The organism is Buttiauxella sp. (genome assembly GCF_035271705.1).
Taxonomy (GTDB): Bacteria; Pseudomonadota; Gammaproteobacteria; order Enterobacterales; family Enterobacteriaceae; genus Buttiauxella.
Genome location: NZ_DATERI010000073.1, coordinates 14,131 through 27,614 on the forward strand (window position 1 = coordinate 14,131; position 13,484 = coordinate 27,614).

The 13,484-nt window shown below is 47.5% G+C and carries 15 protein-coding genes; 11 read left to right on the forward strand and 4 right to left on the reverse strand.

Annotated features, from left to right (window positions below; translation table 11 throughout):
- Positions 1-182 precede the first annotated feature (182 nt).
- The 4 genes from tomB (at position 183) to VJY99_RS06325 (ending at position 2,130) form a co-directional block, all read left to right on the forward strand.
- Positions 183-557, forward strand: coding sequence for an Hha toxicity modulator TomB (gene tomB / locus VJY99_RS06310; protein WP_324117219.1), 375 nt, complete (start codon positions 183-185; stop codon positions 555-557).
- Between the two features lie 29 nt (positions 558-586).
- Positions 587-805 (forward strand): HHA domain-containing protein, encoded by a 219-nt coding sequence (locus VJY99_RS06315; protein ID WP_324117220.1) that lies wholly within the window; start codon positions 587-589, stop codon positions 803-805.
- Between the two features lie 197 nt (positions 806-1,002).
- Entirely contained in the window at positions 1,003-1,569 is a 567-nt protein-coding gene (gene maa / locus VJY99_RS06320; RefSeq protein WP_324117221.1) for a maltose O-acetyltransferase, read from the forward strand.
- Between the two features lie 102 nt (positions 1,570-1,671).
- Positions 1,672-2,130: a YlaC family protein gene (locus tag VJY99_RS06325; protein WP_324117222.1), complete on the forward strand. Its 459-nt coding sequence runs from the start codon at positions 1,672-1,674 to the stop codon at positions 2,128-2,130.
- A 40-nt stretch (positions 2,131-2,170) separates the two neighbouring features.
- On the opposite strand, the gene ykgO is transcribed toward VJY99_RS06325, so the two are convergent.
- Positions 2,171-2,311: a type B 50S ribosomal protein L36 gene (gene ykgO / locus VJY99_RS06330; protein ID WP_034458060.1), complete on the reverse strand. Its 141-nt coding sequence runs from the start codon at positions 2,309-2,311 to the stop codon at positions 2,171-2,173.
- 316 nt (positions 2,312-2,627) lie between these two features.
- Between ykgO and VJY99_RS06335 the strand changes: the two genes are divergently transcribed.
- The 4 genes from VJY99_RS06335 to VJY99_RS06350 are packed head-to-tail and all read left to right on the forward strand — an operon-like array spanning position 2,628 to position 5,937.
- Positions 2,628-3,665 (forward strand): isopenicillin N synthase family oxygenase, encoded by a 1,038-nt coding sequence (locus tag VJY99_RS06335; RefSeq protein ID WP_324117223.1) that lies wholly within the window; start codon positions 2,628-2,630, stop codon positions 3,663-3,665.
- An 18-nt stretch (positions 3,666-3,683) separates the two neighbouring features.
- A complete protein-coding gene (locus VJY99_RS06340) occupies positions 3,684-4,493 on the forward strand; it encodes a MetQ/NlpA family ABC transporter substrate-binding protein (protein WP_324117224.1) in 810 nt (269 codons plus the stop codon).
- Positions 4,490-5,281, forward strand: a complete 792-nt coding sequence (locus VJY99_RS06345; RefSeq protein ID WP_324117225.1) for a methionine ABC transporter ATP-binding protein — start codon at positions 4,490-4,492, stop codon at positions 5,279-5,281. Before VJY99_RS06340 ends, VJY99_RS06345 begins: the two co-directional genes overlap by 4 nt.
- Positions 5,266-5,937 (forward strand): methionine ABC transporter permease, encoded by a 672-nt coding sequence (locus VJY99_RS06350; RefSeq protein ID WP_324117226.1) that lies wholly within the window; start codon positions 5,266-5,268, stop codon positions 5,935-5,937. Before VJY99_RS06345 ends, VJY99_RS06350 begins: the two co-directional genes overlap by 16 nt.
- A gap of 103 nt (positions 5,938-6,040) precedes the next feature.
- On the opposite strand, the gene VJY99_RS06355 is transcribed toward VJY99_RS06350, so the two are convergent.
- Positions 6,041-7,411, reverse strand: coding sequence for a PTS transporter subunit EIIC (locus tag VJY99_RS06355; RefSeq protein WP_324117227.1), 1,371 nt, complete (start codon positions 7,409-7,411; stop codon positions 6,041-6,043).
- Positions 7,412-7,726: 315 nt separating this feature from the next.
- Here VJY99_RS06355 and VJY99_RS06360 point away from each other — a divergent pair, with 315 nt between their 5' ends.
- Entirely contained in the window at positions 7,727-8,926 is a 1,200-nt protein-coding gene (locus VJY99_RS06360; protein WP_324117228.1) for an enolase C-terminal domain-like protein, read from the forward strand.
- Here the strand turns inward: VJY99_RS06360 and VJY99_RS06365 are convergent.
- Positions 8,914-9,636, reverse strand: coding sequence for a GntR family transcriptional regulator (locus VJY99_RS06365; RefSeq protein WP_324117229.1), 723 nt, complete (start codon positions 9,634-9,636; stop codon positions 8,914-8,916). The two genes, VJY99_RS06360 and VJY99_RS06365, sit on opposite strands and share 13 nt — an antisense overlap.
- A gap of 140 nt (positions 9,637-9,776) precedes the next feature.
- Between VJY99_RS06365 and VJY99_RS06370 the strand changes: the two genes are divergently transcribed.
- Positions 9,777-11,345: an EAL domain-containing protein gene (locus VJY99_RS06370; protein WP_324117230.1), complete on the forward strand. Its 1,569-nt coding sequence runs from the start codon at positions 9,777-9,779 to the stop codon at positions 11,343-11,345.
- Positions 11,346-11,367: 22 nt separating this feature from the next.
- Here VJY99_RS06370 and norR read toward each other — a convergent pair whose 3' ends face one another.
- Positions 11,368-12,882, reverse strand: coding sequence for a nitric oxide reductase transcriptional regulator NorR (gene norR, locus VJY99_RS06375; RefSeq protein WP_324117231.1), 1,515 nt, complete (start codon positions 12,880-12,882; stop codon positions 11,368-11,370).
- 217 nt (positions 12,883-13,099) lie between these two features.
- Here norR and VJY99_RS06380 point away from each other — a divergent pair.
- Positions 13,100-13,484: MBL fold metallo-hydrolase (locus VJY99_RS06380; RefSeq protein ID WP_324117232.1), on the forward strand; the 385-nt coding region annotated here is incomplete at its 3' end.

Genomic DNA, 13,484 nt, shown 5'->3' on the forward strand with positions numbered 1-13,484 from the left:
CATTAGAGAAAGCAGGTTTGCTACAAATGTAATTTTTCGTAATAGTGAAAGGAAATCTACTGCAGATTGATTTATAGTGAAAGTATATGGAATAATCGTTGTAAATGATCCCCACCTCATCCAGGTGTGTCCACCCCAACGCGTAGTGTTTATCACATTTTTTCGATAAAAGGGGCTGCATTATGGACGAATACTCACCAAAACGGCATGATATTGCGCAGCTTAAATTTCTCTGCGAAAACCTGTATCATGATTGTCTAACCAACCTTGGCGAGAGTAATCATGGTTGGGTAAATGATCCTACTTCGGCCATTAACTTGCAATTGAATGAGTTGATTGAGCACATAGCGGCCTTCGCACTTAATTACAAAATAAAGTACGATGATGAGAGTAAGTTGATTGAACAAATTGACCAATATCTGGACGATACATTTATGCTTTTCAGTAACTACGGCATCAATGCACAAGACTTGCAGAAATGGCGTAAGTCTGGGAATCGATTATTCCGATGTTTCGTTACAGAGAGCCGCGCTAACCCTGTAAGCCTCTCCTTTTAAAATTATTACTAGATGTATAAGGTGATTTCATGACAACACAACCATTAACTAAGACCGATTATTTGATGCGCCTGCGACGCTGCCAAACAATTGATACTTTAGAACGTGTAATTGAAAAAAATAAATACGAATTATCAGATAATGAATTGGCGGTATTTTATTCAGCGGCCGACCACCGACTCGCGGAACTCACCATGAATAAGCTTTACGATAAAATACCACCTTCTGTATGGAAATTTATCCGCTAATACCTCGAAATAGTTATTACGTTCATGGCCACAACTGAATGCATCCGCAATGCGGCTACCGCTGCTCATCGTCTGTGGTTGTTGAGCACCACATGAACAATGTGACTAACATCACAAAAAAGAAACAATGCATTCATTAAGAACAAATGAATCGCTTACGGTAATGCCTGTTCTGGCTATTTATTAAAGGCATCGCTATGAGCGAAGAAAAACAAAAAATGATTGCAGGTGAGCTTTATCGCCCTGGTTCTCAACAACTCCGTGATGACCGCATCAAAGCTCGCCACTTGATCCATCGCTTTAATCACACCGCGCCGGATGAACAGGCGGTTCGCGCCCAATTGCTGGAAGAACTTCTCGGGCAAAGTCTTGATGCGTATATTGAGCCGTCGTTTCGCTGTGATTATGGCTACAATATTTTTCTCGGTAAAAACTTCTACGCTAATTTTGACTGCGTCATTCTCGATGTTTGTCCGGTTCACATCGGCGAGAATTGCATGTTGGCACCCGGGGTTCATATCTATACCGCAACACATCCGCTGGATGCGCATACACGTAACAGCGGCGTTGAATTTGGCAAGCCCGTCACGATTGGCGATAACGTCTGGATTGGCGGACGCGCGGTTATCAATCCAGGTGTCACCATCGGCGATAACGTGGTGATTGGTTCAGGTTCTGTCGTCACGAAAGATATTCCAGCCAACTCGGTGGTGGCAGGAAACCCTGCGCGTGTGATTAAAATGGTCCCCACCCCCAGCCGCTAACTGTTATGCTTTTTTTTGGAATAACTGTTACTTTTTTACCCCCGCAGAGCTTCTTAAAATAACAGTTCTCTGCCTGTAGCGTTTCCGTTCAGAAGGTTCATCATGACCGAAATTCAACGCCTGCTCACCGATACTATCGAACAACTTAATGCCGATGAAAAACGCGACAACCGTCCACGTTTTAGCATCAGCTTCATTCGCAAACATCCAGGATTGTTTATCGGTATGTGGATAGGCTGGTTTGCCACGCTGTGGGTGATGCTTGAGTCGGACACTCTGGCGGGCTCAGTCTGGCTACTGGTGGTACTGTTTGCCCTACTGCATAGCTTCTTCTTGTTTGATGTGAACCCCCGCTATCGTTACGACGATATTGATGTGCTGGATTTACGTGTCTGCTACAACGGTGAGTGGTACAACACCCGTAACGTCCCGCCGACCTTGATTGATAAAATCTTGCATTCCCCTGGTGTTGACGAACAACAAAAATCTCTACTGCATAAAATGGTTGCCACGAAAGGCGAACTTTCTTTTTACGATATCTTCTCACTAGGGCGTTCGTAACCTTCCCCGTTTACAAAGCAAGGGGCCAAAGCCCCTTTCTTTAACGCCGTTTCTTCCCGCCCTGCACCGCTTTAAACCGCGGATTACTTTTGCAAATCACATACAACCGTCCTTTGCGCTTCACAATCTGGCAATCCGGATGGCGCTGCTTAGCACTACGTAATGAATTCAAAACCTGCATAACTCACACCTCAAATAAAATGTTATAACATAACAACAAAATAAAATATCAGTGCACAAAAAGCAAGTCTGTTTGCCAGATAAGCTCTCGAACTGTTGATATCCAAATTTTGAAAAAGCTTAGAACCCTACCTCGCCATAACTTAGAAGATAACAATATTGGGCGGCGCGACGCGCTTGCGGCAATGTAATTTCCACGAGCACCACATCATTTCAGAAAGGTTAAACCATGAACCAGCGCTGTCGTTGTGAAGAATATTGTTGTGCCCAAAAATCAGAATTCGTCGAGAAAATATCTGTCTTACGCGGAGTTCATTATGAGCAACACAACGACCCAGGCATTGCCAATACTCGATCTCTTAGCCCTTAACGGCACCGCCACCGATAGCGCGGCATTTCTAAAACAACTGCGCCATGCCGCTCGTGACATCGGTTTTTTCTACCTGATTAATCACGGTGTGAGCCCCGAACTGCAAAAAGCAGTTCAGAATGAAGCGCGACTGTTTTTCTCATTGCCTGATGAGGAAAAACAAAAAGTAGCGATGATCCATTCTCCTCATTTTCGTGGTTACAACCGCGCTGCCAGCGAATTAACACGGGGCAAACCTGACTGGCGTGAACAGTTTGATATCGGTGCGGAGCGCCCGGCACTTCCTGTCAGTGACGCGCGGCACAGCTGGCTTCGGTTACAAGGCCCAAATTTATGGCCAGAATCGTTACCCACGCTTAAACCTACCCTGTTGCAATTTCAGCGTGAAATGACGGCAGTCGCACTCAAACTGCTGCGAACCTTTGCGCAGGCGTTAGAGCTCCCTGCCAACAGCTTCGATAACCTCTACGGCAATAAACCCAACGAGCACATCAAGTTGATTCGCTATCCAAGCCAACAGGCAACTGAGGGTAATCAGGGTGTCGGGGCGCATAAAGATTCAGGCTTCCTAAGCTTCCTGTTGCAAGACCAACAACAGGGTTTGCAGGTCGAAGTTTCACCGGATAACTGGATAGATGCCGCTCCGCTGCCTGGCAGTTTTGTGGTGAATATCGGTGAATTGCTGGAACTGGCTACCAATGGCTATTTACGGGCTACGGTACATCGGGTGGTTTCCCCACCTCCGGGCCAGGAACGCCAGTCGATTGCATTTTTCCTCGGCGCTCAGTTAGACGCTGTGATACCGGTTTATGCACTGCCACCTGAACTCGCAAAACACGCTCTTGGGCCGGAAAGTGACCCACGTAACCCGTTGCTGCGTGATGTTGGATGGAATTATCTAAAAGGTCGCCTACGTTCACATCCCGACGTGGCGGAACGTTATTACCCGGATGTCTTGCGTAACAGCACTGAACTCATCGTTTAAACATTAAAGGAAAACACCATGAAGAATGCCTCTTTTAAACTGGCAGGGATCGCGCTGTCTTTGACCCTGGCTTTTAGTGCTCACGCTGCAGAAACTTTGCGCATCGCCGCAGATGCAGTACCCCATGCCGAGATCCTCGCTTTTGTGCAGAAGCTCGATCCGAATTTAAAACTTCAAGTGGTTGAATTGAGTAACGGCGTGAATGCCAACGAACTGCTGGCAAACGGTGATGTGGATGCCAACTATTTCCAACACGTCCCTTATTTGCGCGACCAGGAAAAAGCACTGGGTAAAAAATTCACCGTCGCCGCGACCGTGCATATCGAGCCGCTGGGTATCTATTCACACAAATATAAAGACCTAAAGTCGGTTCCTGATAACGCCACCATTGCAATACCGAACAACGTCACCAACTTGAGTCGCGCACTCTATCTTTTGCAGGATAAAGGGCTTATTACGCTGAAATCTGAATTTAAAGATGCTGCAGTGAATCAGGCCACACCGCGTGATATCGCCAGTAATCCTAAGAATCTGAAGCTCGTTGAGATCGAAGCACCGCAACTGCCACGTTCGCTTGATGATGTTGATCTGGCCGTTATTAATGGCAACTACGCGCTGGAAGCCGGTTTAACGCCGTCGAAAGATGCGCTGGGTCTGGAAAGTGCTACGCACAATCCATACGCCAATATTCTGGTCACCAATCCAAACCTGGCTAACGATCCACGCATCAAAGAGTTGGCGAAAGATCTGCAATCGCCACAGGTTGCTGATTTTATACGCAAGCAATTTAACGGCTCCGTGATCCCGGTCGCCACTCCGCAATCATGATTACCCTCGAGCGGCTGAGCAAAGTGTACGCCGGAGAAGGCCAACCGGCACTGGACGATATCTCGCTGACTGTGCCGGATGGCGCAATCTACGGCATTCTCGGGCGCAGTGGTGCTGGGAAAAGTACCTTGATTCGCTGCCTTAATTTACTGGAGCGGCCCACATCGGGCCGTATCCTGATGAATGGCGTGGATATCACCACGCTCGATAATCGTGAATTGCGCACACATCGCCAGCGCACCGGAATGGTGTTCCAACACTTCAATCTGATTCATGCACGCAATGTGGCGGACAACATTGCCGTGCCGCTGGAAATCGCGGGTCAACGGCGTGAGGATCGCCAGAAACGCATCACAGAATTGCTCGAATTAGTCGGGCTTAGCGATAAAGCACAGGCATTTCCCTCGCAACTTTCTGGTGGGCAAAAGCAACGTGTCGGTATCGCTCGGGCGCTGGCAGCACATCCTGATGTCCTGCTTTGCGACGAAGCCACCAGCGCATTAGATAGCGAAACTACCGCTTCTGTGCTGGCGCTGCTGATGGATATCAACCGTAAACTCGGCGTCACGATTGTGCTGATCACCCATCAACTGGAAGTGGTGAAAGCGATTTGCGATCACGCCGCACTTTTAGAAAACGGTAAGTTAGTCGAAAGCGGTTCGCTATCTGAATTGCTGGCGACGCCCTATTCCCGCCTCCGCCAGGCATTACTACCTGGTGACGCGGCAGAACAAGCATTTCTACGCCGGATTGGCGTTTCAGGGAGAGTGTTATGCGAAGTCGCCTAGCATGGGAAGATTTGTGGCCATTACTGCTTGATGGCACGCTCGATACGCTTTACATGGTCGGGCTGGCGGCGCTATTTACCGTGATTATCGGTTTACCGCTTGGTGTGTTGCTGTTTCTCACCCGTCGCGGTGGCGTGCTGCCCGCTCCGGTTTTCAATCAAGTTATCGGGAGTGTGGTGAATGTCGGGCGTTCACTGCCGTTTATTGTGCTGTTGATTGCCTTAATCCCCTTCACCCGCATTATTATTGGCACCACATTGGGCAGTACAGCAGCCGTGGTACCTATCACGATTGGCGCATTTCCGTTTTTTGCCCGCGTGGTGGAAAACGCATTAGATGAAGTCGACAAAGGACGTATCGAAGCCATTTTATCGATGGGTGGCAATGTCTGGCATATCATTGGAAAAGTGCTGTTACCCGAGGCGCTACCCGCACTGCTGGCAGGGATCACACTCACAGTCGTGATGCTGATTGGCTTTTCGTCAATGGCTGGCGTGATTGGTGGCGGTGGGCTCGGAGATCTGGCGATTCGTTATGGTTACCAGCGATTTAACGATCAGGTCATGATCGGCACGGTGGTGATTTTAGTGGTTATGGTGCAATTAGTACAAAGTGTCGGTGACCGTTTAGTGCGTCGCCTGGCACACCGACGTTAACATAATCATTTAATTTTGTAGGGTGGGTAATCGATAGCGCCATTCACCTTTAGCATCCGCTTCGGCAGGTGACGCTATGCTTACCCGTCCTACAATTCCTCACTTATGCCTTTTCGCGCACCAACAACGTGGTCATGATAAACGACAACCCTAACGCCAGTGTCACACCCATTAGCGCAAAGATTAAGTACGGGCCGATATAAGCGGGCAGACTAAAAATGCTCGATAAAATATAGCCATACAAACGTACACCGAAGAAGGCAATGAACGCCGAAGCGATAGAACTTGCAACGGTTGCCGCAATAAACGCTTTCTTGTAGCGCGTCAGAACACCAAACAGCGCAGGTTCTGTAATCCCCAGCAGAGCTGAAATCGCCGCAGGCAGAACGACCGCACGCTCTTCACGTGATTTACTCTGCTTCCAGATAGCAAAAGTGGAACCGGCAATTGCCATGTTGGCCATAAACATCATTGGCATCAGCATGTCGTAACCACGGTCGGTAAAGTTTTGCAGAGCAATTGGCGTCATCGCGTGATGCATACCGGTCAAAATAGCCACCGGACGAATCGCTCCGACCACCAGACCGGCAAAACTGGCCGAAACACCAAACAAACCTTCGATAAACCACGCCAGTGCTTTGCCCAGATAAATGCCCAGCGGCCCAATCACCACCAGCGCGACGAGTGCTGCAAGAAACAGGGTGAGTGTTGGGGTAAACACGGTTTTCAACACATCGGGCATAATTTTATCCACCCATCGATGGATATAACTTAATGCCAGAACCGAGAAAATTACCGGGATGACGCTTGCGGCGTAGTTGAACACCGAAATAGGCACAACATCCAGGAAATAGAACGCATTAACAGCATTGGGTGAATGCGTTGCCAATGCCTTTGCCGCTTCAATCAAAGATGGATACATCAAACATGCGGCAACCGCAGCAGCCAGATATTCATTAGTCTTGAAAATACGCGCAGCGGAGATAGCCAGGAAAAATGGCAAAAAGTAGAACACGCCGCTCGCAATCAAATCGATAACGATCACCGTGTCGCTTTTTGCTGAAACCATTTTCAATGCAATCAGCCCCGCCAGCAGACCTTTAATCATCCCAGCGCCTGCGATAGCGGGAACAATCGGCCCAAACACACCTGACACGGTATCCATAAACATCGATATCAGGCTTTTATGGGCTTTCTTTTGCTGGACGGGTGCAGTTTGTTCAGGTGTGGAGCCCAGCACATGGGTCAGTTGTTCATACCAACTGTTCACCTGTGGGCCAATAATAATCTGGAATTGATCGCTCTGAATTTGCGCCCCTAAAACACCAGGGATTTTTTTAATCTCGGATTGATCAATTTTATTCTCATCAATCAAAGAGAAGCGCAAGCGCGTCATACAGTGCCAGGCTTTACTAATATTTTCCGCACCACCGATCAGGTGAATAATATTATTAATGGCATCACGAGTCCCCATCAGTCACTCCCCAAAAAATTGCTTATTGTTATGTGTTGAATGCCAATGATGGTAGGGAAACGCAAACAAGAAAACAAACCAATAAACTTTGAACAACATCACACTTACCCCATACGGAAGCACGTAAATCAGCTAAAGAAGCAAATTGGTATGGTTTTTACGTTCACCGAACACTTTTTCCTGACCAATAAAAATAGGCAAAAAAAATGATTTACCTGCACACAAAAATAAGGTGATAGTAAATAGCAGAAGCCTACAATTAATAACTAGCCACCCATGAACGACCTCAACAATTTCAGGGTGTGGAGTAATCTTGTGAAACCAACCATTATTGAAAATATAGAATGCTTCATTACTCGTCCTGACCGCCACAATCTGGTCACGGTGCGCGTCACCACTGATAAAGGTGTGATTGGCCACGGTTGTGCCACTTTCCAGCAGCGCCCACTGGCCGTCAAAACCATGGTCGACGAGTACCTCAAACCTTTGCTTATCGGGCGTGATGCCAACAACATTGAAGACCTGTGGCAAATGATGACGGTAAACGCTTACTGGCGCAACGGCCCGGTTATCAACAATGCCATTGCCGGTGTCGATATGGCACTTTGGGATATCAAAGGTCAACTGGCAGATATGCCGTTATATCAACTTCTGGGGGGGAAATCGAAAGATGCGATCGCCGCTTACAGTCACGCCGCCAGTGAAACGCTGGAAGGGTTGTACCTGGAAGTCGACAAACTGCTGGCGCAAGGGTATCGCTACATTCGCTGCCAGTTAGGTTTTTACGGTGGTACACCGCAAGGACTGCACGCAACGAAATCGCCAACGCCTGGAGCGTATTACGATCAGGACGAATATATGGCCAATACCGTGGCGATGTTCAAGGCGCTGCGCGAGAAGTACGGCAATCAGTTCCATATTCTTCATGATGTGCATGAACGTTTATTCCCGCAGCAAGCCGTGCAACTGGCAAAAGCGCTTGAACCTTATCAACCCTGGTTTATCGAAGATATTCTGCCACCGCAACAAAGTGCATGGTTAGAACAGGTTCGCGCACACTCTTCGGTTCCCCTGGCGATGGGTGAACTGTTTAATAACCCAGCTGAATGGCATGATCTCATTGTGAATCGGCGCATCGATTTTATCCGGTGCCACGTTTCACAAATTGGCGGGATAACGCCTGCGCTGAAACTCGCCATTCTTTGCCAGGCATTTGGTGTACGACTGGCCTGGCATGGCCCATCTGATATGACCCCTATTGGCGTGGCAGTGAATACCCATTTGAATATTCACCTGCACAATGCGGCGATTCAGGAATTTATCCCGAATAAACCGAATACCGAATCAGTGTTTCCCGGCGCACCAGTCGCAGAACAAGGTTATATCTATCCAATTGAAAAACCGGGTATTGGCGTAGGCTTTAACCAACAAAAAGCAGAGGACTTCCCCGTGGAATATCGCCCTCATGAGTGGACGCAAAGCCGCTTACCCAACGGGGCGATTCATACCCCCTGAGTCCCTTGACGATAAGCCAAATTGTCATGGTTATAGGGGATGACGTAGGTACAGGAATAATTGATATCAACGATTTCGCTGATTTCAAATACCCGTCCCCCTTCGAGGATCCCGCGGTTGATGATATGCATCGCCGGGATCCCTTTTTTACACTCCAGTAATGCCGCCTGTTCTTTACTGATCGACACCGCCTGATAACTGGTTAACAGGTGCGAAATTCGAAATCCTTTACTGAGCACATATTGCTGAATAGATTGTTCAATCACCTGTTGGTTGAGATCGGGGAAATCCTGCACTGGCATGCGTGAAATCTCAATCTGTACCTTTTGATTATCAACATATCGCACGCGGCAAAACTGCCAGATGTAATCATTTTCACCCACACTAAAGACTTGCTGCTCTTCGCGGTTAGGTAACTTTTTATGCAGATTCACCATGCGAAAAGCCATCTGCTCAAAACGCTTTTCGGTGATAGAGTTATATACCAGTGGGTTATTACGGGCTTGTGGATTCATCCAAATACCCGAACCTTGAATAATTTCGACGACCCCAATACTCACCAGTTTTTCCAGAGCCTTGCGAATAGTGAAACGCGAGACATCATATTCCGCAGCCAGCTGACGTTCGGGCGGTAATTTGCGTCGTTGCGAATCATTATGCTGATAAATTTTGCTCAACAAATCCTGGATAACAAACTCTTTTTTCTTCATTAAATGCTCACCAGATGCCCGCGTAGGAACTTTCCATGCACACTAAGCATGAAAACATAACATCCATCATTCATGTGAGATAGACTAACCTCTTTTACAGAATCCATTATAAAAATTAATCACTTCACGGGGCTCAAAGAATGACATCCCGACAGCTCATCAGCCTGGTAAGCGGTGTACTTATTTTGGCCATTTTGCTGCCTATTTTGTTTAGTATTTATTTTGCGCATCGTAATGCCGAACAAGTTTTTCATAACGAATTAGGCCAATTTGCCGATCATGCATTGCTTCGTACCGGGCAGGTCATCGACGAGGCTATTTCTGCCGTTGATGATATCAACCGCTATAAAGGCGAGACCTGCTCCCGGGCACACGCACAAGCCATGCACCGTGTCGCCCTTGAACATCGCAATGTGCAAGAAGTGATGTTTATACAAGATGACCGAATTATGTGCAGTTCGCTGGAATTATTTACTCACAGTGAACCGTTAGGTGAACCAGACCGCTCCGGCCTACGCGGCTTTAGTGTCTGGTATACCACGCCACCCATGCCCGGTTTTAATCGCAAGATGATCTTTATCGGCAAACAGCCTCATCTTGCCTTAGTCGACCCCATGTCATTTATTGATGTCGTGCCTTTTGGAAATTATTCTCTCAATATTGCGATGGTGGGTCTGCTCAAAAACGAGATTATCGCCACAAATAGCAAGTATGTTTCTGATGAATGGCTCAAACAGGTCACTCAAGGCGTAGAAGAATTTCAAAGCGATAATAATTTCTATGTCATTCGTCGGGATAATAATCTTGGCCTGGCCATGGTTGCATGGGCATCAATGGAGCCGCTGACTGTCGCCTGGTATAAACAACTGTATATTTGGTTGCCTGTGGGCTTAATCATCAGCCTCTTCGTAGGATGGTTCTTAATTCGTGTTTTGCGTCACCTGTTATCACCTCGCAACCGGTTGATGGATGCCATTAAAAACCATGAAATAAGAGTGGTCTATCAACCTATTGTTCATCTCGAAAGTGGCGAGAGTGTCGGCGCTGAAGCATTAGTTCGCTGGCAGCAACCAGACGGTTCTATGCTCAGCCCGGATGTCTTTATTCCGCTAGCAGAACAAACAGGGCTGGTTACGCAATTAACTGAACAGGTCATTGAGCTTATCTTTCTCGAACTTGGCGAGTGGCTTCGTCAACACCCCGACTATCATATTTCAGTTAATTTAGGCACTCGCGATATCCGCAGCTTACATATACTGGAAGTGATAAGTCCCTATTTGTCGCGTTATTCCATCATGCCACATCAAATTGCATTTGAAATTACCGAGCGTGGTTTTGCCGACCCTAAAGTGACAGCACCGATCATTGCGCAATATCGCGATGCCGGTCATGCCATCTATATTGATGATTTTGGTACTGGCTACTCAAGCCTGAGTTATTTGCAGGATCTTGATATCGATATTCTCAAAATAGATAAATCTTTTGTCGATGCTATCGGATATAAAAATGTGACTCCGCATATCATTGAAATGGCCAACTCGCTGGGGATTTTAATGGTCGCTGAGGGGATAGAAACTCCCGTCCAGGCCGCATGGTTACGAGAACAAGGTGTGCAGTACGGTCAAGGCTGGCTGTTCAGCAAAGCCCTGCCAAAAGATAAGTTTATCGAATGGGTCGCAAACTATCGCGCCAAAGCGATAAAGCGATGAAACGCATCTGAAGTGCTATCCACTATTTGACGCCAAGGCGTTTTGCCAGGCGATGTAAATTGGCGACATCTAATTGTAGTTGTCTGGCACTCGCCGCCCAATTCCCGGCATGGGTATCCAGCGTGCTGATAATAATCTGGCGCTGGAAATCGTCAGTCGCGGTACGCAAATTATCAACCACTGGCCCTGTCGCAACCTGAATGCTAGCGGGTTTGGGGTCAGTATCACTCAGTTGAAAATGTTGCGGCTGAAGCCAGATTTCACCTTCGGGCTTGCCAGAACGCGCCAATACCGTCGCGCGGTAAAGAGCATGTTCCAGTTCACGAATATTCCCCGGCCAGTCGTAACGACGCAGCAATTCACGAGCAGCATCGCTCAGTGCCACCTGTTTAAGCCCCATTTTTACGCGGCTTTGCTCGCAGAAAAATCCCGCCAATAAAGTGATGTCATCGCCACGTTCTCGTAGTGGTGGAACATGAAGCGGAAACACACTTAAACGGTGGAACAAATCGGCGCGAAACTCCCCAGCCAGAACATGCTGTTTAAGGTCACGATTGGTCGCCGCCAGCACGCGCACATTAACCCTTTGGCTGCTGTCATCACCCACGCGTTGAATATCGCCGTACTGTAAAACCCGCAGCAATTTTGCCTGTAGCGTTAAAGGCAACTCCCCTATTTCGTCGAGAAACAGAGTGCCGTTATCCGCCATTTCAAATTTGCCGATTCGATGGTGAATCGCGCCGGTAAATGCCCCTTTGACGTGGCCGAACAGTTCACTCTCTGCCACACTTTCTGGCAATGCCGCACAGTTGAGATACACCAGAGGGTTGGCAGCTCGTGCCGAACCGTTGTGAATGGCTCGCGCCACCAACTCTTTGCCAACGCCCGTTTCCCCGGTGATCAGCACATTCAGATCAGAACCAGCGACGATTTCAATCTCTTTCTTGAGCTGCATAATTCCCGCAGATAACCCGACCATTTCGGTACTGCTACTTTTGCTGGTGATGGGAAGGGTTGTCACAGCCGGTGTTTGGTTTTCAAGTTGCTCCATCAGCATGGCATTATTTAATGCTCCCGCCACCAACACGCTGACTAAACGTAACTCTTCATCGCTGAAATGATCGAACTGCAAAGGGTCCATACCATCAACGGTTAAAGCACCAATCAGGTTCTGGTCGGCAAATAGCGGTAAACCGAGGCAAGCATGGACTTTTAAATCAGTATGATTGGGAATAAGCCCGTCGTAGGGATCTGGCAATTCACTGTCTGCCGGAAAGCGCACCACATCGCCGGCTCGCGCAATGGCTTCCAGACGCGGATGCGCATCTAAATCAAAGCGTCTGCCGAGCACATCTTCCGCCAACCCATCAATCGCCAGTGGGCGAAATTGCCGCGCTTCATAACGCAGCAATGCCGTCGCATCGCCACCCAGAAGCTGACGCAGGGTACGAATCAAACGGGCAAAGCGATCCTGATGTGAAATGCCGCTTTGCAGTTCAATCGCAATGTTGGCAAGAGAAGTAATAGACAGGCTCATAAGCGCTCCATTAATCAATTTCTCTAACTTATCGCTGGATAGTCAAAAAGACAATTTAATTGTCAAAAAGACAATTTTCACCATAGTCATTATGACACCCACCTCGATCCTGATTTATAATAATTACTTATAAATCAGTAAAATAAAAACTGGCACGCTATTTGTAATAACTCAAATACAAGCATGAATTTTTTCTTACTTTTTGAGGTTATGGCAAATGGCTATTCAGGTTAAAAACAATATTCAATGGGTTGGTCAACGTGACTGGGAAGTCCGTGATTTTCATGGCACAGAGTACAAAACGCTGAAAGGCAGTAGCTACAATAGCTATCTGATTCGCGAAGAAAAAACAGTGCTGATTGATACCGTTGACTATAAATTCAGTCGTGAATTTGTGCAAAATCTGGCAAGTGAAATTGACCTGAATACGCTTGATTACATCATTATTAACCACGCGGAAGAGGACCATGCTGGTGCGTTGACTGAGTTGATGTCACGCATTCCCAATACGCCAATTTACTGTACCGCCAACGGCGTAGATTCCATCAATGGTCATCACCATCACCCAGAGTGGAATTTCCATGTGGTGAAAACCGGAGACA